23 protein-coding genes are annotated in these 22154 nt (G+C 62.5%); 10 read left to right on the top strand and 13 right to left on the bottom strand.

The genetic code is table 11. The annotated features are described in order from the left end of the window. Nucleotides 1-11: 11 nt before the first annotated feature. The gene (locus tag AC1DVN_RS00465) at nt 12-341 is read right to left on the bottom strand and encodes a branched-chain amino acid transporter permease (RefSeq protein ID WP_003940007.1); all 330 of its coding nucleotides are present in this window, start codon (nt 339-341) and stop codon (nt 12-14) included. After that, nucleotides 334-1071, bottom strand: a complete 738-nt coding sequence (locus tag AC1DVN_RS00460; protein WP_477993100.1) for an AzlC family ABC transporter permease — start codon at nt 1069-1071, stop codon at nt 334-336. Before AC1DVN_RS00460 ends, AC1DVN_RS00465 begins: the two co-directional genes overlap by 8 nt. A 79-nt stretch (nt 1072-1150) precedes the next feature. Here AC1DVN_RS00460 and AC1DVN_RS00455 point away from each other — a divergent pair, with 79 nt between their 5' ends. Together AC1DVN_RS00455 and AC1DVN_RS00450 are read left to right on the top strand one after the other, a co-directional pair. Continuing rightward, complete coding sequence (locus AC1DVN_RS00455; RefSeq protein WP_020970517.1) at nt 1151-1591, top strand: Lrp/AsnC family transcriptional regulator; 441 nt, start codon at nt 1151-1153, stop codon at nt 1589-1591. 57 nt (nt 1592-1648) lie between these two features. Then, entirely contained in the window at nt 1649-2074 is a 426-nt protein-coding gene (locus AC1DVN_RS00450) for a VOC family protein (protein WP_003940409.1), read from the top strand. Here the strand turns inward: AC1DVN_RS00450 and AC1DVN_RS00445 are convergent. Beyond that, on the bottom strand, nt 2071-3081 hold the full coding sequence (locus AC1DVN_RS00445; RefSeq protein WP_477993098.1) for an AraC family transcriptional regulator: 1011 nt from the start codon (nt 3079-3081) through the stop codon (nt 2071-2073). The genes AC1DVN_RS00450 and AC1DVN_RS00445 overlap by 4 nt on opposite strands. Beyond that, nucleotides 3078-4268: a pyridoxal phosphate-dependent aminotransferase gene (locus AC1DVN_RS00440; RefSeq protein ID WP_097387000.1), complete on the bottom strand. Its 1191-nt coding sequence runs from the start codon at nt 4266-4268 to the stop codon at nt 3078-3080. Before AC1DVN_RS00440 ends, AC1DVN_RS00445 begins: the two co-directional genes overlap by 4 nt. A gap of 135 nt (nt 4269-4403) precedes the next feature. Between AC1DVN_RS00440 and AC1DVN_RS00435 the strand changes: the two genes are divergently transcribed. The 5 genes from AC1DVN_RS00435 to AC1DVN_RS00415 all read left to right on the top strand — a co-directional run bounded on the left by AC1DVN_RS00435 (nt 4404) and on the right by AC1DVN_RS00415 (nt 8225). Then, on the top strand, nt 4404-4982 hold the full coding sequence (locus tag AC1DVN_RS00435) for a carboxymuconolactone decarboxylase family protein (RefSeq protein ID WP_020908828.1): 579 nt from the start codon (nt 4404-4406) through the stop codon (nt 4980-4982). A gap of 125 nt (nt 4983-5107) precedes the next feature. Then, nucleotides 5108-5503: a TOBE domain-containing protein gene (locus tag AC1DVN_RS00430; protein WP_003940157.1), complete on the top strand. Its 396-nt coding sequence runs from the start codon at nt 5108-5110 to the stop codon at nt 5501-5503. A gap of 24 nt (nt 5504-5527) precedes the next feature. Beyond that, nucleotides 5528-6337: a molybdate ABC transporter substrate-binding protein gene (gene modA / locus AC1DVN_RS00425; protein ID WP_113683303.1), complete on the top strand. Its 810-nt coding sequence runs from the start codon at nt 5528-5530 to the stop codon at nt 6335-6337. Further along, nucleotides 6334-7143 carry an ABC transporter permease gene (locus tag AC1DVN_RS00420; RefSeq protein WP_019744969.1) on the top strand — a complete coding sequence of 270 codons (810 nt, stop codon included), beginning with the start codon at nt 6334-6336 and terminating at the stop codon, nt 7141-7143. The genes modA and AC1DVN_RS00420 overlap by 4 nt, the downstream gene beginning before the upstream one ends. Further along, the gene (locus AC1DVN_RS00415) at nt 7140-8225 is read left to right on the top strand and encodes a sulfate/molybdate ABC transporter ATP-binding protein (protein ID WP_019744968.1); all 1086 of its coding nucleotides are present in this window, start codon (nt 7140-7142) and stop codon (nt 8223-8225) included. The genes AC1DVN_RS00420 and AC1DVN_RS00415 overlap by 4 nt, the downstream gene beginning before the upstream one ends. Here AC1DVN_RS00415 and fadD11 read toward each other — a convergent pair. Genes fadD11 through AC1DVN_RS00380 form a run of 7 tightly spaced genes read right to left on the bottom strand, consistent with a single transcriptional unit; the run spans nt 8201 to nt 16470 of the window. Beyond that, a complete protein-coding gene (gene fadD11 / locus AC1DVN_RS00410; protein ID WP_477993095.1) occupies nt 8201-10003 on the bottom strand; it encodes a fatty acid--CoA ligase FadD11 in 1803 nt (600 codons plus the stop codon). The genes AC1DVN_RS00415 and fadD11 overlap by 25 nt on opposite strands. Continuing rightward, nucleotides 10000-10962 carry an SDR family oxidoreductase gene (locus AC1DVN_RS00405; protein WP_069145735.1) on the bottom strand — a complete coding sequence of 321 codons (963 nt, stop codon included), beginning with the start codon at nt 10960-10962 and terminating at the stop codon, nt 10000-10002. The genes fadD11 and AC1DVN_RS00405 overlap by 4 nt, the downstream gene beginning before the upstream one ends. Before the next feature lie 4 nt (nt 10963-10966). Further along, the gene (locus tag AC1DVN_RS00400) at nt 10967-12400 is read right to left on the bottom strand and encodes an aldehyde dehydrogenase family protein (RefSeq protein WP_477993092.1); all 1434 of its coding nucleotides are present in this window, start codon (nt 12398-12400) and stop codon (nt 10967-10969) included. Further along, nucleotides 12397-12897: an SRPBCC family protein gene (locus AC1DVN_RS00395; RefSeq protein WP_477993090.1), complete on the bottom strand. Its 501-nt coding sequence runs from the start codon at nt 12895-12897 to the stop codon at nt 12397-12399. Before AC1DVN_RS00395 ends, AC1DVN_RS00400 begins: the two co-directional genes overlap by 4 nt. Further along, nucleotides 12894-13985 carry a PDR/VanB family oxidoreductase gene (locus tag AC1DVN_RS00390; protein ID WP_020908820.1) on the bottom strand — a complete coding sequence of 364 codons (1092 nt, stop codon included), beginning with the start codon at nt 13983-13985 and terminating at the stop codon, nt 12894-12896. Before AC1DVN_RS00390 ends, AC1DVN_RS00395 begins: the two co-directional genes overlap by 4 nt. Beyond that, nucleotides 13982-14914, bottom strand: coding sequence for a metal-dependent hydrolase (locus AC1DVN_RS00385; RefSeq protein ID WP_020908819.1), 933 nt, complete (start codon nt 14912-14914; stop codon nt 13982-13984). The genes AC1DVN_RS00390 and AC1DVN_RS00385 overlap by 4 nt, the downstream gene beginning before the upstream one ends. After that, on the bottom strand, nt 14914-16470 hold the full coding sequence (locus tag AC1DVN_RS00380; RefSeq protein WP_279217689.1) for a flavin-containing monooxygenase: 1557 nt from the start codon (nt 16468-16470) through the stop codon (nt 14914-14916). Before AC1DVN_RS00380 ends, AC1DVN_RS00385 begins: the two co-directional genes overlap by 1 nt. A gap of 183 nt (nt 16471-16653) precedes the next feature. Between AC1DVN_RS00380 and AC1DVN_RS00375 the strand changes: the two genes are divergently transcribed. Together AC1DVN_RS00375 and AC1DVN_RS00370 are read left to right on the top strand one after the other, a co-directional pair. Next, nucleotides 16654-17310: a TetR/AcrR family transcriptional regulator gene (locus AC1DVN_RS00375; protein WP_070385585.1), complete on the top strand. Its 657-nt coding sequence runs from the start codon at nt 16654-16656 to the stop codon at nt 17308-17310. Then, a complete protein-coding gene (locus AC1DVN_RS00370; protein ID WP_020970505.1) occupies nt 17307-17933 on the top strand; it encodes a TetR/AcrR family transcriptional regulator in 627 nt (208 codons plus the stop codon). Before AC1DVN_RS00375 ends, AC1DVN_RS00370 begins: the two co-directional genes overlap by 4 nt. 4 nt (nt 17934-17937) lie before the next feature. Here the strand turns inward: AC1DVN_RS00370 and AC1DVN_RS00365 are convergent, their stop codons facing one another. Next, nucleotides 17938-19116: an acyl-CoA dehydrogenase family protein gene (locus AC1DVN_RS00365; RefSeq protein ID WP_020908816.1), complete on the bottom strand. Its 1179-nt coding sequence runs from the start codon at nt 19114-19116 to the stop codon at nt 17938-17940. A 187-nt stretch (nt 19117-19303) separates the two neighbouring features. Between AC1DVN_RS00365 and AC1DVN_RS00360 the strand changes: the two genes are divergently transcribed. After that, nucleotides 19304-21025, top strand: a complete 1722-nt coding sequence (locus AC1DVN_RS00360) for an FUSC family protein (RefSeq protein ID WP_336503559.1) — start codon at nt 19304-19306, stop codon at nt 21023-21025. On the opposite strand, the gene AC1DVN_RS00355 is transcribed toward AC1DVN_RS00360, so the two are convergent. Further along, nucleotides 21001-21963: a sigma-70 family RNA polymerase sigma factor gene (locus AC1DVN_RS00355; protein ID WP_019744956.1), complete on the bottom strand. Its 963-nt coding sequence runs from the start codon at nt 21961-21963 to the stop codon at nt 21001-21003. The two genes, AC1DVN_RS00360 and AC1DVN_RS00355, sit on opposite strands and share 25 nt — an antisense overlap. Between the last annotated feature and the right edge of the window lie 191 nt (nt 21964-22154).

Below are 22154 nucleotides of genomic sequence, written 5' to 3'. Positions count from 1 at the left end.
ATGGGAATTGCTCAGGCAAACACGGTATTGACCAGCGCAACGTAGATCGTCGTTCCGACAACGATGCTCAGGACGGCATTCTTTCGCCACAGGTGCGCGGCGATCGTGGCACACACTGCAATCAGTTCGGGGAGGCCGTGAGACGGGGCGGTGATCGACACCCCTTTGAGTGAATACATCACGAGGATCAGCATGACGCCCGCCGGCATGTAGATGCCGAGGTAGCCGACCAGGGCGGAGGAGCGCAGCGGCATGAGCGCGGCGAAGGGGATTGCGCGCAGCGCGAAGGTGACCACGGCCATGACTGCGACCGCCGCAAAGATGTACGAGGTGTCAGGCATCGATCTTCGCCTTTCGTGAGTCGCAGACAAAGCGGCCGATCAGGAAGAGCACGAAGGCGCCCATTGCAATTGGCAGCATGTGATCCGGGGCTGCGAGCCGGGCGACCAGGGCGCAGGTGACCGCAGCGGCCGGCACCGCGAATCCGTTTTGTGCGCGAATTGCCTCGATCGAGAGGACGACGAACAGTGCGGTCAGAGCGAAGTCGAGACCGACTATCGAATCCGGAATCCACTGTCCTGCCGTCGCGCCCAGGATCGCGCCACCGATCCAGTAGCCGTGGAGGTACAGCTGGGAGTAGACGATGACGCGTCCGGTGAGTGCCTTGGGATCGGCAGTTACCGACATCGCATAGGCCTCGTCGGTCAGCGCGAACATGCTGTAGAAGCGGGCGAAGGGGTTGCGAATCTTTTCCAGCGGAAAACTCAAGGCGTAGAACACATGTCGAAAGTTGACCAGCAGTGCGGTCAGAGCGACGTACGGCAGTGGTGTCATGGCCGCGACCATTCCGACGGCGAGAAACTCCAGCGATCCGGCGTAGATCAGCGAGGTGAAAGCGACTGCCCACCAAGGGTTGAGGCCCTGTTGGACCACAAGAACGCCCAGGGCTATCCCGAGTGGGAGCAGGCCGAATCCGACCGGCAGCGACAGTTGGAAGGCGTGCCGCCACGCCGGGGTTCGCGGCGAGAGTTCGACGGCAGGCGCGGCCGTCGACGATGCTGGTTCGATCACGACGCAAATCTATAACAAAGATCGAGGTGATCGATTGCTCAGAATGCCCACATATTGAACAGTGCGCAATAATCGTGCGATGGATGCCATGGATGACGCAATTTTGTTTCACCTCCGTCAGGACTCGAGTCTGACGAACACGGAATTGGCGGATCTGGTGGGTCTGACACCATCCCCTTGCCTGCGCCGCGTGAAAAAGCTCGAAGCCGACGGAATCATTACCGGGTACCGCGCGATCGTCAGTCAGGAAGCGCTTGGCCGAGGGTTTCAGGTGATCGTCACCGCCGAGATCGGAGTCAACGACCAGGCGACCATCGAGGACTTCGAATCCCAGGTCGCCGCCTTCGACGAAGTGATCGAATGTCGGCGGTTGTTCGGAATTCCCGACTACTTCATTCGGGTCGCGGTGAAAGATCTCGCGACGTACGAGAACTTCATGGTCACCAAGCTCAGCGGGCTTCCGGCTGTCTCGCGGGTGACATCGCTGATCACCATGAAGACCATCAAGAGTGTCGACTGATGCCCGGGCTCGGCTGAACCTTCACTAGGTGTCGGTGGTCGGCGTTAACGTCGGAACATGGGATACGAATTTCAAGTCACAGTAGATTCGGCACACCCGCACGAACAGGCGAAGTGGTGGGCCGCAGCACTCGGGTGGGCAGCGGAGCCCAGCGACGAAGACTTCATCAGGGGCCTCGTCGCTGCTGGTCACGCCAAGGAATCTGACACCACGACCTTCGAGGGAGTTCTCGTCTGGCGCGAAGGTGCAGCCATCAGCGATCCGGAGCATCCCGAACGTCCCCGCGTTCTGTTCCAACTGGTTCCGGAATCGAAGACGGTGAAGAACCGGCTCCATTTCGACATACGAGTGGGCGACAAGCGCGAGGATGTCGCAGCGCACCTCGAGACGGTGGGGGCGACGATCCTGCACCGGGGAGCGCAGGGGCCGAGCGTGTGGATCACGATGACCGATCCCGAAGGAAACGAGTTCTGCGTCAGCTAGCGGTACGAACTCGGAGTGTCGCCGGTCCATCGTTTGAAGGCACGACGGAACGCGCTGGGCTCGGAGAACCCCAATCGCGCCGAGAGTACTTCGACGGATTCTCCGCGCCGCAAACCAGCGATGGCTACGTCGCGGAGCACTTCCTCGCGTAGTTGATTCAGTGATGTTCCGTCACGCCGCAGCAGTCGACGCAGATGGGGAACGCTGATCGAGAGCATCTCGGCGATCTCCTCGGCCGTGGAGGTTCGCCCCTTCACCCCGAGTTCCAGGACCCGTCGCACCTGCGCCGACGCAGTGCTGTCGTAGTCGCGTTCGGACATGAGCTGAATCGGAGATTCTCGGAGGTACTCCTCCAACGTCTCCTCGGTTTGGATGATCGGTGCGCGCATGGCCGAGTTGTCGAACTCCAGTGCCGCTCGCTGCGCGCCGAAGGTGACCGGCGCTCCGAAGATGTAGTCGTAGTCCTGCGCCAACCGCGCATCCGGTGCCGAGTACGGAAATTCGACTGCCCGAAGTCGGACGCGCTTTCCGATCAACCACGCGGAAAATCGGTGCAGCAAGATCAGGACAAAATCGGTTGTGACACGTTCTGCGACATCAGGTTCGGCGACGCCTTCGCGAGCTCGGACTGCGAAGCTCACCCGCGTGCTTTCCTCGCCCTTCTTGATCGACAGTGGGGCGAGAGCCGGTAGCGCACGGATCACGTCGGACATTCGAGCGAACGCTGATCCGAGGTCAGGGCAATGGATCAACGTCAGGCAGATCAATCGGAAAGTGCCACGGGGGACCGGGGCGGATCCGAGGCCGAACAATTCGTCGTCGGTGATCTGCCAGGTGGTTTGAATGAAGGTGGTGACCTGAGTTGGGGTCAGCCGCGCGCGAGCGTCCGACAATGTCTCCAGGTCGATCCCAGCAGCTCGCAGTGCACCAGACAAATCGACGTCGTTGTCCGGCGAGAACGCGAGGTAGCGGTGGACGAATGCGGTCGGGATGGTCCGCGCTGTCATGGGTGCGCTGCTCCTTGGAGCAGGTGGAGACGGCGTGCAGCTTCGGAAAGAATGTGGTCCTGCTTGCAGAAGGCGAAGCGCACCAGGTGCTTCCAATCGTCGCGGTTGTCCGCGAACACGTCGACCGGTACGGCCGCGACGCCGATACGCTCGGGCAGTGCGCGACAGAAATCTCCCGCGTCGGTTTCACCCAACGGTCTGATGTCGGCAAGGAGGAAGTACGTGCCGCCGCCGGAATGCACCGTGAAACCGGCCTCGGTCAGAGCCTTTCCGAGTACGTCCCGTTTGCCCTGCAAGCTCTGTCGAAGTTCGACGACCCACGGCTGTTCGTTGGTCAGCGCGTAGGCAACGGCCGGTTGGAATGGTGCACCGGCAACAAATGACATGAACTGCTTGGCGGCACGGACTCCGTCGATGAGTTCTCGGGGGCCGATCGCCCAGCCGGTCTTCCAGCCGGTGACATTGAAAGTCTTTGCGGCACTGGACACAGTGACGGTGCGCTCACGCATGCCCGGGAGCGACGCCATCGGTGTGTGGGCGAGGCCGTCGAAGACCAAGTGCTCGTAGACCTCGTCACTCAACACGATCAGGTCGCGTTCGCACGCGAGTTCGGCGATCGCTCGAAGTTCGTGATCGGCGAATACGGTGCCGGTGGGGTTGTGAGGACTGTTGACGATCAGCATCTTCGTCTTGGCGGTGATCGCGCCGCGCAATGCATCGAGATCGACCGCGAATCCGTCTCCCGCGGCGACCAGCGGAACAGTCCGACGCACAGCGCCTGCCAATGCGACGGATGCAGCGTAGGAGTCGTAGTACGGCTCGATCAGCACTACTTCTTCGCCGGGTTCGACCAGTCCGAGAATTGCAGCACTGATCGCCTCGGTGGCGCCGACGGTGACTAGAACTTCGGAGTCGGGATCACTGTCGAGTCCGTAACGGACGCGCCGATCCTCCGCGATGGCCTGACGCAAGACGGGCATGCCCGGACCGGGCGGGTATTGATTGACGCCTTCGGCGATGGCTCGGCGCGCTACTTCGAGCATGGCCGCAGGACCGTCGGTATCCGGAAAGCCCTGACCGAGGTTGACCGCGTCGTGAAGTGTGGCCAACGCTGTCATCTCGGCGAAGATCGTGGATGCGAACGGCTGCAGACGCGAGACGGTGCGGTTGCGGGGCGTCGAAGGCATCTTTGCAGCTTAGTCGGCTGACACCGCATCCTCACATCCGCTCGGACGCGGTGCTTGTCACGTTTGAATCGCCGCCATCGTCCAACTCTGTAGAGAGCATCGAATCCGGTGCCCCAGAACATACGGAGGCTTGCCATGACTCGCATTCCCGCAGTGACACCGTCAGAAGCCAGTCCGTTGATCAAAGTGGCATACAAATTCGCCGCCAGGCAGTACGACGAAGTCCCCGAGCCCTTTGCCGTCCTGGCCAACCATCGGAAATTGTTCGTCGCGGCTGCCCGTCACGAGATGGCCGTGCAGAAGGCGTCGAAGGTGCTGCCGTCGAACATTCGTGAACTGGCCGTCTATCGCGTCGCCTGGACTGTCGGCTGCTCGTGGTGTGTCGACTTCGGGACGATGCTCTCGCGCCTGGACGGTTTGGACATCGACAAGCTGAAAGGGATCGCGAATTACCGGGATTCACCGAAGTACAGCGAGGACGAGCGGGCCGCGATCGCCTACGCCGATGCCATGACCGGTGACCCGCACGGGGAGAACGGGGTGACGGACGAGCAGGTCGCGGATCTCGAGCGCAGGTTCGGGCGAGCGGGCGTCGTGGAACTGACCTATCAGATCGGGCTCGAAAACATGCGCGCCCGGATGTATTCGGCGTTGGGGATCACCGAGCAAGGGTTCAGCACCGACTCCTGCCGCGTGCCCTGGGCCGAAGAATGATGCGCTGACTCGTCTACGGCAACTATCGACAATGCTCCGCAGATACGTGATCATGATTGACTAGTTCACGCATCTGCGGAGGATTTCGGCTTGTTAGGTCCGCACTTGCGACCTACGATCACCTGGTGCCCAACATTCGAATCCGTGAAGCTGCCGGTCTGCTCGGTGTCAGTGACGACACCGTTCGACGGTGGGTCGACGGTGGGCTTCTCACCGCGACGACGGACGACTCCGGCCGCAAGGTCATCGACGGTGCCGAGTTGGCGGGCTTCGCCCGGTCCAACGCCGGACCCGCACCGGCCGATCCGCTCACGGGTGCGAGTTCGGCCCGCAACCGGTTCGCCGGCCTCGTCACCAAGGTCGTCACCGACAAGGTGATGGCCCAGGTCGAAATGCAGTGTGGGCCCTTCACTGTCGTCTCGTTGATGAGTACCGACGCGGTTCGGGAGCTCGGACTCGAGGTCGGGAGTATCGGAGTCGCAATCGTGAAGGCCACCACCGTCATCGTGGAAACGCCGTAGTTCTGAACATACTGGAGGAAATTCGTGAAGCGTGTAGTCGGACTTGTTGCAGCAGGTGCCTTTTCGCTTGCCCTGGTGACCGGTTGTAGTTCCTCCGACAATTCGTCGTCGGAGACGTCGTCGGCCGCTCCGACCACGACCACTTCCAGTGACAGTGCCACGGGAAGCATCACCGTCTTCGCGGCGGCGTCACTCAAGAACAGCTTCACCGAACTCGGCAAGGAGTTCGAGTCCGAGAACCCCGGTTCATCGGTCACATTCAGCTTTGCCGGGTCCTCGGATCTCGTCGCCCAGATCACCCAGGGCGCACCCGCCGACGTGTTCGCCTCGGCTGACGCCGCCAACATGACCAAGGCCACCGATGCCGGTGTCGTCGCGGGGTCGCCCTCGGATTTCGCGAGCAATACCTTGACGATCGTTGTACCGCCTGGCAATCCGAAGGGCATCGCGTCCTTCGCCGATCTGGCAAAGGAGGGGACACAACTGGTGATCTGCGCTCCGCAGGTCCCGTGTGGCGCGGCTACGAAGAAGGTCGAGACGGCCACAGGCGAGACCCTCTCGCCCGTCAGTGAGGAATCGTCGGTGACCGACGTTCTCAACAAGGTGACGTCCGGTCAGGCCGATGCCGGCATCGTCTACGTCACCGACGCGAAGTCCGCGGGTGACAAGGTGCAGACGGTCGCGTTCCCGGAAGCCACCACGGTGGTCAACCTGTACCGGATTGCGGTGCTGAAGGATTCGAAGAATTCGGAAACCGCAACCAAATTCGTCGATCTCGTGAAGGGGCCCAAGGGCCTGGCAGTTCTGAGTGACGCGGGATTCGCTGCCCCGTGACACACCTAAGACCGGCAGCCCGGGCTCCGCTCGGGTTGCCGGTATGGATTTACCTTCCGGCGCTGATCGGCGGAGCGTTTGTCATCGCGCCCTTGGCCGCGATGCTGGCCACCGTGCAGTGGTCGCAGTTCTGGGAACTCGTGACTTCCGAATCGTCGGTTGCCGCGTTGAAACTGAGTTTGAAGACAGCGGCAATGAGCACGCTGCTGTGCATCCTGTTCGGGGTACCGATGGCCGCGGTGTTGGCGCGCAGTCATTTTCGGGGACTGTCCGTTCTTCGATCCTTGATTCTGCTCCCGCTGGTTCTGCCGCCCGTGGTGGGCGGTATCGCGTTGCTGTACACGTTCGGGCGCAAAGGGTTGATCGGTGAGCAGTTGGAAGTGCTCGGCATCCAGATAGCATTCTCGACAACCGCGGTGGTCCTGGCGCAGACGTTTGTTGCGCTACCGTTCCTCGTCGTCAGCCTCGAAGGTGCACTACGCACTGCGGGTACAAGATACGAGGCCGTTGCCTCGACGCTCGGAGCCCGCCCGACCACTGTGCTTCGTCGGGTGACTCTGCCGCTGGTGCTTCCCGGTCTGGTGTCAGGGGCAGTTCTGGCTTTCGCTCGAGCGCTGGGGGAATTCGGTGCGACGCTGACCTTCGCGGGAAGTCTGCAAGGGGTGACGCGTACCCTGCCGCTGGAAATCTATCTCCAGCGCGAGACCGATCCGGATGCAGCGGTAGCGCTTTCGCTTGTGTTGGTCGTAGTCGCGGTGGTCATCGTGGTTGCAGTGCGTGGACGCGGATCGGCGGGTTCGTTGTGAGTGGCCTCCACGTCGACATCGAGATTCCGGAGCGCGACGTCGTTGCGACGTTCGACGTAGCGGCGGGCGAGGTGACCGCCATCCTCGGGCCGAACGGCGCCGGCAAGTCGACGGTACTGGCGGCGGTTGCCGGACTGCATCATCCGCGGCGCGGGTTGATCGAACTCAATTCCCGCATTCTCACCGATACCCGTAGGGGAGTCGTGTTGGCACCCCATCGGCGCGGCACTGCCCTACTCGCGCAAGAGGCACTTCTCTTTCCCCATCTCAGTGCGGCTGCGAACGTGGCGTTCGCGCCGCGCAGTGCAGGGCGGTCGCGTCGCGATTCCGCCGAGTCCGCGCGCCATTGGCTGGACGCAGTCGACGCCGGCGATTTGGCTGACCGCAAGCCTTCACAACTCTCCGGTGGACAAGCGCAACGGGTTGCAGTGGCGAGGGCATTGGCTGCTGAACCTGAACTGCTTCTACTCGACGAACCGATGTCCGCGCTCGATGTCGCCTCCGCCCCCGCGTTGCGGTCGTTACTGCGCCGAGTGCTCCGGACCGGCGATCGCACTGCCGTACTCGTCACGCACGACGCTCTGGACGCACTTGCGCTGGCCGACACGGTTGTCGTCATGGACGGTGGCCGGGTCGTCGAACGTGGTGACGTACGAACAGTTCTGACCCGCCCGCGTAGTGCATTTGCAGCACGCATCGCCGGGATCAACTTGCGCAGCGGCACGATGGCCGGAGACGGAGTGCTCAGAAGTCCGGTCGGGGTGGATATCGCGGGCCAGACGGAGACCGACCTACCGGCCGGCAGTGCCGCCGTGGCGGTCTTCGAGCCGCGAGCAGTGTCGGTCTACCTGGATCCGCCGCACGGCAGCCCACGAAATGCGTTTGCGGTCACGATCGCGGAGATCGAAAACCGAGGCGATGTCGTCCGAGTGCGAGCGGAGGACGAAGCCGGCCAGCCGGGCTTGTCTGCCGACATCACGGCGAGCGCAGCGGCCGAACTCGATCTGGTTCCGGGATCGGCCGCTACGTTTGTGGTCAAGGCCACCGAGACGCTGATCTATGCGCAGGGCGCAGGCTCGTAGACGTCCTCTACGACCGAATCCGCATAGAGGGCTGCAATTTCGGATGCGTACTTCTCGGCTATCGGCTTGCGCCTGAGCTTCATCGTCGGTGTCAGCTCGTCGCCGCCTGGCTCCCAGAACGTGGTGAGTACGTGAAACCGCTTGATCTGCTCGGCCCTCGACAGACGCGAGTTTCCCTCGGAGACAGCAGTTGCAACGATGTCGACGATCCGAGCGTCCTTGGCGAGTACCGCGGCCTCGGCCGCAAGTCCCAGTGAGCGTGCCGCTCCGACCGCGGCGTCGGCGCTGAGAGTGATCAACGCTGTGTTGAACTTTCGGCCGTCTCCGATCGTCACGACCTCACCGATCAACGACGACGACGTCTTCACTGCCGTCTCGATGGCGGCCGGTGACATGTTCTTTCCCGACGCGTTGATGATCAACTCCTTCTTGCGATCGATCACCGTGAGGTAGCCGTCCGCGTCGGCGGTGACGACATCTCCGGTCGAGAGCCACCCGTCTGCACTGATCGCTTCGGCCGTTTTTGCCGGTTCGCCGCGGTACCCCTTCATAACCAACGGGCCTCGAACCAGTAGCTCGCCGTCCGCCTCGATGCGCATTTCCATGCCTGGGAGTAACTTTCCGACCGTTCCGAGCTTGGTCGGCTCGGCCGGCGCGGTGCTCGCGATGCATGTCAGCTCGGACATTCCCCAGATCTCCGAGATCGGAACTCCCAGGGCTGCAAAGAATGCCAACGTGTCCGGCGGAATCGGTGCGGCGCCAGAGATGGCCCACTTCAGTTCTGCAAAGCCGAGTTTCGCACGCAGAGCGGACAGGACCATCGTATCGGCTCGGGCGTAGTCCGCTTCCAGTTCGGCGGGGACTGTTTCACCGGTTCGTAAGTGTGCGAGACGAGTGCGACCGACGTCGAGTGCCCACTGCAACGCCGCTCGCCGCGCGTCGTCCGGTTCGTTGGCGACAGCCGATTCGACTGCAACTTTCAGCTTTTCCCACACACGGGGGACGCTGCCCCAGATCGTGGGGCGACAGTCCGGAAGCGCGGCCGCTACCTGGCTCGGATCCGGCACGACAGTGATCTGGGTGCCGAACACCATTTGCATGTACAGGCAGGTGAGCCGATCGGCGATGTGCGCCGACGGCATGTACGAGGTGATGCGGTCACCGAATTCGACGGGGAGTACAGCGCTTACGGCGTTGGTTTCGAACAACAGGCATGCATGAGTCGTCTCGACGCCCTTGGGGTTGCCGGTCGTGCCGGAGGTGTAGATCAACGTGGCGACGTCGTTCGGTTTCACCGCACGCCAGGTGCCCTCGAAATCGAAATCCGATGCGGCAGAATCCTTCATCTGCTCCAGGGTCACAGTGCCGGGCTGGTGGACATGCGATTGCGCGTCGACGACGACGATCGTCTCGAGTGTGGCGCCCGAGCGGCGGACCGTATCCACGTACCGGTCTTCGCAGACGAGAACCCGTGCACCCGAATTGGCGAGGATGTAACGGATGGCTTCGGGTGCCGACGTGTTGTAGATGGAGAAGGACGTCGCGCCGAGATGTTGGGCACCGACGTCGATCGGATAGAACTCGATGCGGTTACTCATCATCAGGGCAACCGTATCGCCGTGTCCCACGCCGATTCCGGCCAATCCCGCGGCAACCTCGCGGACCTGTTCGGCGTACTCGCGCCACGTCAGTGTTCGCGCATCGCCGATGTCTCGCAGGGCCACCGAGTCGGGCGCTACCGCCGACACTCGCTGGAAGGCTGCACACAACGTGGTCATGATGATCTCCTGGATGCCTTTGTCAGGGCTGATGCATTCGTCGGGGCCGCAGCGGTGGTTCTGTCTTCGAGTTCGCGGATCAGGTCGTGTGCCTGTTTGTCCCTGGCCAGATAGCCGTCGGCCAGGACATTGATGAATCCGCGTCCCCACGCCCAGGGTTCCCAGGCAGCGGGGGCAAGGGTCCGCGCGGCGCGGCGCGCGATCGCGTCTGCGATCACCGTGGCGGCACGGTCCGGGGAGATTCGATGACGGAGGGGACCGGGTAGTCGAGCGTCGAGTTTGCGCCCGATCTCGTCGTCGTCGAGTGTGGCGCGTGCAAGTTGTGTATCCACCATCCCGAAGTACGCGATGCCGGCAGTGGCGCCGTAGCCGGCAACCTCGAGACGCAGCGCCCGGCCGAGCGCTTCGACCCCAGCCTTGCTGATCATGTACGAAGCGCCGCCCAAACCGGGGGCGAACGACGCTGCCGATGACACGACGACGACGTGCCCACTGTTGCGGATCACCTCGTCGATGGTCGGATGCACTGTGTTGAAGACGCCGGTGAGATTGACGTCGAGCACGCGATCGAATGCGTCGGGATCGATCTGGCGCAATGTTGCCGGGGGAGGGGTGATTCCGGCGTTGGCCACCACGACGTCGATTCTGCCCAGCTGCTCGATGATCGTTTGCACGGCTGCGGTCATGCCGTCCCGATCTCGGACATCGGCCGTCACCGTCACGACTCGCTGTGACTCGAATGAGCGCTCGGCCGTTGCCAATGAACTTTCGTTGACGTCGACCAGCGCCACGGTGGCCCCACGCCGGTGGAGAGTGCGCGCCAGCGCGGAACCGATACCGTCGCCTCCGCCGGTGATCAGCACGACCTTTCCGGCAACGTCGTAGTCGATTCGGCGTCCGGGCAGTGGAATGCCCAGATCGCGGACTGTTCCCGCAATTGCGGACATGCGTCCCGTCATTGCTTCAGTGCCTTCCGTGTAGCGCGCGGATGAGAACCTTGACCAGCCAGTCGATTCGGGCGGTCCGTCGAAACGTCGTCAGTGGTAGGGGCGAACGGAATCGTTGCCTGGTCATCGACCGGGCATAGGTGAACTCCTTCAGACCATCTGGGCCGTGAACGCGTCCGAAACCAGATGCTCCGACCCCACCCAGTGGCAGGTTGGGAACCGCGGCATACATCACGTAAGAGTTCACCGACGCTCCTCCGGATCGGAGCCGATCGGCAACAGCCACTCCATCCTTGCCGAACACGCTTGCTCCCAATGCATATGGCGACGCATTGACCAACTCCACCGCCTCGTCCATCGAGGCGACCTTGGTGATCGTCATCGTCGGGCCGAAAGTTTCCTCCGTGACGGCGAGGCTGTCTTCGGGGACGTCGACCATGATGGTCGGTTGCACATACTGGCCGGAGATCGAGCCGAGCCCTCCGAGAACGACACGTCCACCTCGAGACACCGCGTCGTCGATGTGGCGCCGGATTACAGCCACTTGCGAGGGCATGGTGATCGGACCGATCTTGTCTTCGGCCCCCGGACCCGCATGAATTCGGGCAGCCAAAGTGATTGTCTTGTCGATAAACTCGTCGTAGACCTGTTCGTGCACGTATACACGCTCGACGCCCAGACAGGTTTGACCGGAGTTGGACAATGCGCCCCACACCGCAGCATCCGCGGCGGCACCAACATTTCCGTCGGCATCAAGGACGAGCGCGTCCTTACCGCCACATTCCATCAACACCGGTGTGAGGGTCCCGGCGCACGCTGCCATGACTTTCTTGCCCGTCGCGGTCGATCCGGTGAACCCGATCTTGTCGACACCGGCCAGGCACAGTGCCGCGCCGACCGAACCGTCGCCTGTGACAACTTGCAGCACAGGATGTTCAGGGACGACCTCGGCAAACGCTCGGACCAACCATTGCCCGACTGCCGGCGCGAACTCACTCGGCTTGTAGACCACGGCGTTGCCTGCAGCCAGCGAGAACGAGAGCGAACCGAGTGGGGTGAAGACCGGATAGTTCCACGGACCGATCACACCGATCACCCCGAGAGGTCGATACTCCACCGAGGCGGCCTGATTGACCGTCAACAAACTGGAGCGGACGCTGCGCCTGCCCAATACCTTTCGGGCATTCTTCGACGCCCACGCGAGATGTTCGAGTGCCATGGCGATTTCGAGCATCGCGTCAGGGTGCGGCTTGCCCATGTCCCGGTGCACGACGTCGGCGAGTTCGGATGCTCGACGAGCGATGATTCCACGCCACCGATCCAGTCGACGAGCGCGTTGCTCGAATGTCAGTTCTGCCCACCACTCGGAAGCAGTACGGGCGTCGCGCACTGCCTGTGTCACCGTGTCGTCGGACGCCTGTGTGGTCGTGTCGATCTCGGTCGCGGTCATCGTGGAGTTCCTTGAAGTGTGTGGTGGACGGCGCCGTCGGCCCAGCTGCGAGTGACGCGTTCGAGGATCGGTCGGGACAGAGACAGAATCGGGGCGAACCACGGCTGCGCTTGTACGGCGAATGTCCAGGTGAGGCGGCTGCCTGTCGAAGTCGGTTCCAGCACCAGATCTTCGGCGAAGCGTTTGAACCCCGGCAGTGACGCCGACTCCACGTAGAACGTCATTCGGTGCCCCTCGTCCCAGCGGAAGAATCTCTCGTTCAGTGCAGCAAAAGCGCCGGCGCGCACGGTTCGGGTAGTCCCGATGCCGAATGGTCTGGCCGAGGTCCAGTCGGCTCCGGTGATCCCGCGCGCCCACGACGTGAGCGCTCCGTCCGAGGTCAACGTCTGCCACAGGCTTTCGCACGTCGCTTCGGATTCGATCCGGTGAGTGATCACCAGCGGCGCGGATCGGACGAAGTCTGCGTCGGCTGCCGCAAGAGAGAATTTTCCCCTCACAGGTCCACCACCAAAGATGCACCGGTGGAACGTGATCGACAGGTCAACATCGAATCGGCACGTTCGGATTCGGTGAGCAAGGTGTCTCGATGATCGACGCTCCCCGAGAGCACCCGAACCTTGCACGTACCGCAGAAGCCCTGTTGGCAGGAATACGCGACTCCGGGAAGTGCACGTCGTATCGCAGCCAAAGCACTTTCGGACTCGCCCACATCGACGGTGAGACCGGTGCGCGCCAGATGCACCGTGAACTCCTTGCCGTCGACTACCGGGAGTGGGGAGAACCTCTCGCTGTGCACCGATCCGGTCGGATTGCCGGCGAAGGTCGCCGCGCGCACCATGTTCATCAGCGGCGCCGGTCCACACGTGTACACCGCGGCACCGGGATCCGCAGCAGCGACCAGTGTTTCGATATCCGTCGGGCCCAACTCGTCGTCCGGTCGGATGGTTACCCGGCCGCTGGAGTATTCCTCGATCTCGTCGAGAAATGGCATGGCCGTCCGAGTTCGTCCGAGATAATCCAAACGCCACGGGATTCCGCGGCGGTGACAACGTTGCACCATGGGAAGGAGCGGAGTGATCCCGATTCCGCCCGCAACAAAGAGGTACGACGGAGCAGCGACAAACGGAAATGCATTGCGTGGCCCTCGGACGTCCACAACCATGCCGGGTTTCAGCGACTCGTGTATCTCGCGCGAGCCGCCCCCACCCTCGTCGATCCTCCGGACGGCGATCCGATACGAGGACAAGTCGTCGGGGTCGCCGCACAGCGAATACTGTCGTTGCCTTCCCGAGGGGAGAAAGATGTCGAGGTGGGCGCCGGGAATCCACGACGGAAGGGTGATTCCTTCCCTCGGGGTCAAGGTGACACTCAGGACGTCGTCGCACTCTGACCGGACGGACTTCACGTCCAGAGTCATGTCGAACCCGCTGTAGCGGACCGGGCTCGGGCGCGAAAGTATGTGCGCTGCTGGACTTGCTGCAAAGATTCGGCGGTATGCGCCGGTGGCTTGCGCGGCAAACCTCAACGATCGGGTCGGTGTGAAGTCGGGTGCGTCGTGGGAACTGTCGGCAGTCGTCTTGTTCATCCTGCGCTCGCTTCGGAAGAACGATTGGCGGCAGGCGAGCGAGCGAGGTAACGCATGGCGACGTCCATGTCCCCGATCTGGGAAGGATGGAAGCTCGGCCGCAGATACGGAGGAATCTCGGTGATCAGGAATTTCATGTTGGGTACCAGGCCACGACGGGTGGCGCTTATCAGTTGGAGAGGCCACAGTCGGCCCTTCGTCGTGGACGGGTCCTGTCGGAACAGGTAGTTCATCGAGGCGATGAACAGCACGAACAATGTGAAGCTGGCCAGCAGCGCCGTGCGAACGCGTCTGGCGTAGCTGCCGTCCACGTACATGTAGGCGTCGAAGGCTACGTTGCGGTGTTCGACTTCCTCGGCGCCGTGCCACTTCACCATGTCAAGCATCATCGGGTGCATGCCGGCATCTTCGAGGGCGGGATCGGTGAGCAGCCATTCCCCGACCACCGCCGTGTAGTGCTCCATGGCGGCAAACAAGCCGAGACGTTCACAGAGCCAGGCGTGCTTGGCTTTTCCGGTCAATCCTTTGTCGCCCAATATCTTGTCCACGAGCCAGTCCATCCGGCGTGACATCGGTTTCATGTCCATGCCGAGGTCCGCAAGATGTTCGCGTGCACCTTTGTGCGACGACGCGTGTGTTGCTTCCTGGCCGACGAATCCCACCACCTCTTCGTGCAGGCGGGTGTCCTCGATGAGCGGGAGTGCTTCGGCGAGCGTTGCGGACATGGCCCGCTCTCCCTCGGGCAACACGAGATGCATGAAGTTGACGACGTGGGTGACCATCGGTTCGTTCGGCACGTAATGCAGTGGTACGCCGTCCCAGTCGAATTCGACGTCCCGCGCGGCGATCGCATGTGCTTCGTCTGTGTAGCGGCGAGCGCCGGACGGTGCGACGACGGGTGTGCCTCGGAAGGCGTTGATGCCGAGCATTATCGGCTCCTCACGGTTTCTCGAGCAGTGGTGAGTGCTGCGGACGAGACGGGTTGTACCTGCGCGTAGTGAGCGAGGTCGGCTCGTTTGGTCCTGGCGCGGAATGATCGGTTGAATCCGGGATAGAAGGTGTAGTTGCGGCCGCCGTCGACAAGGTAGTAACTACTGCACCCGCCGGCGTTCCACACGCTGGTGGCGAGTCGGCGGTCTGTCGCGCGTACGAACTCGCGTTGCACGTCAGCGCGGACGTCGATGCTGCCGATGCCGCGCTCGTCCATTTGAAGAATGCAGCTCACGATGTACTCGACCTGGGCTTCGATCGTGACGACCTGCGAGGTGTAGACCACGGAATTGGGGCCGAGGATCATGAAGAAGTTCGGAAAACCGCTGATAGTGGTGCCGAGGAAGGCCTCGGCACTGCCGTTCCACGTCTGTGCGAGGCTGCGGCCGTCCTGGCCTCGGATGATGTCGAACGACGGGTTGTCTCCCATCCGAAAGCCGGTTCCCATGACTATGGTGTCGACTTCCCGGAAGGCGCCGTCCGCGGTGAGAACTCCGCGCTCCTGCACCTCGACGATTCCGTCCGTCACCACCTCCACATTGGGTGACGCCAGCGCGGGATAGTAGGTGTTCGAGAACGTCGGACGCTTGCATCCGAATGCGTAGTGGGGGAGCAGCTTTGCGCGAAGCTCCGGGTCCCGCACCTGCCGGCGAAGGTGTGCTCGGCCGAGTGCGGCCAGCCCTTTGAGCAGTGACGGCTTGTACACGAATCCGGGTACCAGGGCTTCTTGAAGCAGGTCGAGTCCCTTGCGTGCCAGTCGTTGGGTGAGCGGCACCCGCTCGAAGAGAGCGCTTGGCCAGCCGGTCATCGGCTGATCCGGATGCGGCAGGATCCACGTCGGTGTCCGCTGGAACACGGTCAACGTGTCCGCGAGCGGTTGCAGTCTGGGGATGATCTGCACCGCAGAGGCGCCGGTGCCGACCACGGCTATCCGCTCACCGCGAAGGTCGTGGTCGTGGTTCCAGTCCGCGGTGTGGAACATCTGACCACGAAACGATTCGAGCCCGGGAAGGTCGGGTGTGGCGGGGGCACTGAACGGGCCGGTGGCCGCGACCAGGAACTGTGCCTCCCAGACGGTTTCCGCAGTGTGTACCCGCCAGATCTGGGCTTGCTCGTCCCACGAAGCTTCTGTCACGTCCTGGTTGCAGTGGAAATGACCGGCCAGTCCGAAGCGGCGGACGCAATCCCGGAGATAGTCGTAGATCTCGGGCTGTAGCGGATACAGCCGCGTCCAGTTCGGATTGGGCGCAAACGAGAACGAGTACAGAATCGACGGGATGTCGCACTGTGCACCGGGGTAGGTATTGACCTGCCAGGTCCCCCCGGGCTCCGCAGCACGTTCCAGAACGACGAAGTCGTCGATCCCGGACTGCTTCAAGCGGACAGCCGTTCCGATGCCGCCGAAACCGGCTCCGATGACGACGACTCGTGTTCGGCGAGTTCGAGTTTCCTCGTCACCGGCCGATGGCCCCGAGGTTGGGTCGATGTCGACCATGTGTGACGCCTCCTGATTGGTGCGTGAACAACTGAACGAAGAGTAAGTCTGACATCAAGTGATGTCAACAGCGATTGATGTCAGAATTGAATTGATTGACATCGTGCGATGTCAGTTCGCTTGCCGAGGTCGCCGCGATAACCTGAGGTCGAGAGCACTGCCGGTCAGTGAGAACATGGGGACATGACGGATACCGAGGCTCGGCGCACCGGCCCGCGCAGGTGGCGTGGGCAGGAACCAGAAGATCGCCGCGCCGCGCGCCGGGCACAGCTGATCGAAGCCGGGTTGCAGATCATGGGCACCGAGGGTGCGGCAGCCGCGACCATGCGTGCGACCTGCCGCGAGGCTGCGCTGACCGAACGGTACTTCTACGAGAGCTTCGCCAATCGTGACGAACTGCTGGTCGCCGTGCTCGACGAGGTCGTTCTCGGGGCACGCGACACTATTCTGGACGCTCTCGAGGCGGCGCCTTCCGAACCGTCGGCCCTGATCCGTCACGTGGTGAAGGCCTTCACCACCTACGTATTCAAGGATCCGCGCCGTGGACGCATCATGTTCGTCGAATCCCAGGCGGAACCTGCGCTGTGGGATCGAGGGCGAGAATTGATGGCGGAGTTCACCAATCCGATCTCCGCGTCGCTCGAGCTGATGTACGGCGGCGAGGCAACCGACTCCGCGAACTCCGAACTCAATTCGGTGGGGCTGTTCGGTGCCCTCGCGTTCATCTATCAGGCGCACACCCCGTCCTCCAAGATCTCTCGAAAGCGTTTGGTGGAACACATTTCGCTCATGGTCGAAGCGCAGGCGACGGTCGACAGCACGCCCGCGAGAAAAGAATGACGTCCGCGTCGGCCACAGGCGGAAAGCGTCTCGGTCCTGAAGACCGGCGTGAGCAGATCATTGTCAGCGCGGCAAAGGTTTTCGAGGAGAAGTCTTTTGCCGACGTCTCGATGACCGAGTTGGCCAAGGCGGCCGGGGTCGGTCGTCCGCTGCTCAATCATTACTTCGGCTCCAAGCGGGAGTTGTACCTCGACGTCGTGCGGCGATTCGTCTTCATTCCCGAAGTGGCGGTGGACCGCATTCCGCGATCGGCGAGCCAGGAGAAGCGGATCGGCGCCGTGATCGATCGGTGGCTCGACGTCGCCTGGCGTCATCGCGACATGTGGATCTCGACAGTCATGTCCGACGACCTCCGCCGTGATCCCGAGATGGATCGGATCCTGCAGGACGCTGACGACGTTGCTGCGCGACGGATGATGGATGCGCTCGAGATTCGACCGAGTGAAGGCAGCGAGGCTGCTGTTCATTCGATGATCGTGGCGTACGGAGGATTGGCGAAGGCCGCCAGTAAGCAGTGGTTGGTGACGGGAGCGCTCGACCGCGAACAGGTGCACCTTCTGCTGGTACGCAGTTTGCTCGCCATCGTGCGTGACGTTCTGCCGGCGTGCGAGGCGGATTCCTGATTGCTCAGAGTGATCTCGCCACGAGGTCCTTCATGACTTCGTTCGATCCGGCGTAGATTCGCTGAATACGAGCGTCGGCGTACATCTGAGCGATGGGATATTCGAGTATGTAGCCGTACCCGCCGTGTAGTTGCACGCAGCGGTCGATCACGGCGCACTGCTGGTCGGTGAGCCAGTACTTGGCCATCGCGGCGGTAGTCGCATCGAGTTGCCCGGCAAGGTATTTGACGATGCAGTCGTCGATGAACGTTCGTGAGATACGAGCGATGGACGCACACTCGGCAAGTTCGAAGCGGGTGTTCTGCAGATCGAAGAGCGTTTGCCCGAACATGTTTCGGGATTTGGTGTACTCGACGGTGAGGGCGACTGCACGCTCCATTGCCGCAGTGGCTGCAACCCCACAGATCAATCGTTCGGGCAGTAGCTGCTGCATCAGCTGGGCAAACCCTGTGCCTTCGCGGTCCCCGAGCAGGTTTGTTGCAGGCACCCGCAAGCGGTCGAAGAACAGCTCGGTGGTGTCCTGGCCCTTCTGTCCGACCTTCTCGAGTATTCGCCCGCGCTCGAAACCTGGTGTGTTGTCATCGACCTCGGCCACGATGAGCGACACTCCACGCGCTCCGAGACCGGGATCGGTCTTGGCGGCAATGATCACCAGATCACAATTGCGACCGTTCGAGATGAATGTCTTTGCGCCGCTGATCAGATAGTCGTCACCGTCGCGGACGGCGCGGGTGGTGATGTTCTGCAAGTCGGATCCGGTGCCGGGCTCGGTCATGGCGATTGCGCCCACCCACTCGCCACTCACCAGCTTCGGTAGCCAGCGCAGTTTGTGCTCGTGATCGGCGTAGGCATTGAGGTAGTGCGGCACGATTCCCGAGTGCACGCCGAGTTGGAGTGAATGATCACCCGCCATGACCTGCTCGTGGAACAGCACGGCGTCGTGCGCAAACGTTCCTCCTCCGCCGCCGTACTCGGTGGGGATCGACATGCCGGCGAGCCCGAGCGTCCCGAGTTCCCGATATGCGGATTTGTCGGGAAAACCCTGGGACGCGAAGCGTTTCTGATGCGGTGTGACGTGTTTGGCGAAGAAGTTCCTTGCCAGGTCGGCCACGGCCTCCAATTCGTCGTCCATCCACGGGGACCGGCGTTCGGTGGTTCGGGTTGCGGTAGATCCTTGCGTCATCGTGATTCTCCCGATCGATGAAGTGCGACCCGCGAGCGGATCCGACTCCACCTATCATCCACACTGTTGACAGAGTGTCAATAACGGGGTGGTCGAATCGACCTCCGGACCCGCCTCGAATTCCACGTCGGCCGCCCGCAAGAATGGGACGACACAGACACGAACAGGCCGGCGCGAAGGATGGGCAGTGGACCCCGAAGAAACATCAGCGGGTCACGAGTCCAACCTCCCGGCTCCGCGGCCGGCGCGCAGCGTCCTGTTCGGATTGCCACCGGTGGGAAACCGGTACCCCGGAGCAGTTCGCGTCGCCCTCGCCCTGGCGATTCCGGCGGCCATCGCCACACTGCTCGGATTCGGGTCTGCGTCGCTCCTGGTCGGCCTCGGCGCATTTGCATCGATCTACGGTGAGGGTCGTCCGTACCGGAGCAGGTGGAAGGCAGTCGGTATCGCCGCGACGGCGCTGACGATCCTGTCCTTCATCGGGGCATCAGTGGGTGAGCCCGTCCACCGAGCCATCGCCGAGGGAGCGCCGACGGTGCTGCTCGTCTTTGTCGTGCTGATCATGGCCGTCGTGGTGTCGACCTGCGCCTTCACCGTCGACGCGCTTCGATTGGGTCCACCGGGCGCGTTCTTTCTGTTGCTCACCACCGAGATCAGCTCCGTGATCGCCACTCCCGGCCAGCCGCCGGTCGAGGTCGCGATGTGGACGGCAATCGGTGGGATCAACGCGGTGGTCGTCTCGATGACGGGAATCCTGTGGGCACCGAGAGCTGTCGAACGCAGCGCTGTACAGGCAGCCGTCTCGGCAGTTGCGGAGTACACGGACGCTCAGGCGGCGTACGCCCCACCCGAACTCACGCGAGACAAACGCCACGCTGCAGCACTTCGGCTGCACGACGCGTGGCAGTGCCTTTACCGCGGCGCAATCGTCGGGAAAGACCACCCGTTGACCCGTGAACTCGAACGAGCGCAGATCTCGATGGCCAGAGCGATCTCCGACGACCACGATCCGGAGCTCAGGGCGGACCCCGCGTTCGACGTCGACGAGGTCGGGGCCCACCCGCCTCTGCCCGATCCGACGATCCGATATCGGTTCCTCCGCGCCTGCAATCCGTCCAGCCGAGCGTCGGTCACGGCACTTCGGCTGTCCATTGCCTGCATGGCCGCGGGAACCCTCACCGTCCTGCTCGGCATCGATCGCCCGGACTGGGCGGTGATCGCCGCGGCGATGGTCCTTCATCAAGGACCGGATCGAATACTGGGCACCTATCGCGGAATTCACCGCATCGGCGGAACCGTCCTCGGGTTGATTCTGTTGGGTGCCATCTACGCCTGGAGTCCGACCGGTCTGTGGTTGGTGGCGGTACTTGCAGTCCTGATGGCCGGGATCGAGCTGTTCCTGGTGCGGAATTACGGGATAGCCGTCATCTTCATCACCGCCCTCGCGATTCTCCTCGGCGCGGCCGGTGGTGCGCACGGGACCGTCCAACATCTGATCCTCAGCCGCATGCTCGAGACGGCAATCGGCGTCGTCGTGGCGTTGGTGGTCCTGTGGACGGTGGGGCGCGGTGCGCATCGACGCACTCTGATCTGGGTCGACGAACGGGCGGGTAGTGTCCTGTTCAAGCTACTGACCGAAATTCGCGCGAGGCACTATGCACCACAGGTGAATTGGTCGGAGCTTTCGGAGCTTCGACGGGACCTGGACTTCGAACTACGAGGTAGCGCGATGGCCGGGATCGACGCCGCCCACAACGAACCCGAGTGGGCGTCGCAGCAGTGGAGGACGCACACCGAATTGCATCATCTGGGATCGGATGTACTGCACCGACTGTGGTTCGGAACGCAGGTGTCCAGATCACACCTCGAGGAATGGGAGTCTCGCTACTTGCGTTCGGGTTCGGTGTGATCGAGCATCGGCACAGCGCTGAACTTGGCTGGATTCGCAATATCGTAGGCTGCGCACACAACTCCGTCGCGGACAGTGAAGCCGGCAACGCGAGCGGCGAACTGCGGGTACTGGTCATCCCCTGGTGAGCCGGCGAATACACCGCCGAGCCGTCCGTTGACGAGAACCGGTGACATCGAGAACACCGCTGCCGGTCCGTACTTGCGGGCCAATCCCAGGTAGAACCGCGCCACACGATCGCTGCCGCGCACAATGTTGACAGCCGTGCGGGTCGTTCCGCCTGCGTCACCGATCAGGACGGCATCGGGATCGAGTGCATCGATCACGGCGTTCAGATCTCCACTCGCGATAGCCGTCACCAATCGCTCGACGGCGGCAGCATGCTCCTCGCTACTGACCGGGACCGGCGCCGACGCTGCGGCTTTACGGGCCCGCGAGGCCAACTGACGGGCAGTGGCTACTTCGATGTCGAGGATGCGCGCAACCTCGGCGAAGGGCACGTCGAAGCCGTCATGCAGGACGAAAGCAACGCGTTGAGCGGGAGTAAGGGTGTCCAGGACGACGAGGGCAGCAAAACGATTCTGTTCCTGCGTCACGACGTACTCCAGCGGATCGGGTGTCGCTGAGGGTGTGCCCGCGGTGGCGTCGACGGGCGTGACGATCGGCTCCGGAAGCCACTGTCCGACATAGCTTTCTCTTCTGACTGCGGCCGATTTGAGATGATCGAGGCAGATCCGACCGACAACAGTGGTGAGCCATCCGCGCAGCTCCCGGATCTCGAGGTCGCTTCCTTGTCTCGATTGTGCGACTTGCAAGCGTATCCATGCCTCCTGCACCGCATCCTGAGCGTCGCTGAAACTTCCGGTGAGACGGTAGGCCACCGACGTCAGGTGGCCACGGTGTTGCTCGAAGTCCTGCGCAGTCGTCGGCGAAAGCATGCCCTCATGATACGGACCTCACACATTAAATCCGGCATGAATGTAACCGTTGACCCAGGTAGTGGGTGCCGACGTATGGTTTCGGCACTGCTAACGGCTCGATTCTGTCTTCACATTCATTGGAGTCTCACGTGTTTCGGTCTTTCCCGCTCATGTCGCTCAACTGTTGTCGTTGAACTGACATTCCCCAC

The sequence above is a fragment of the Rhodococcus sp. P4_E4 genome (genome assembly GCF_056401575.1).
This window is presented reverse-complemented; position numbering and strand designations above follow the sequence as displayed.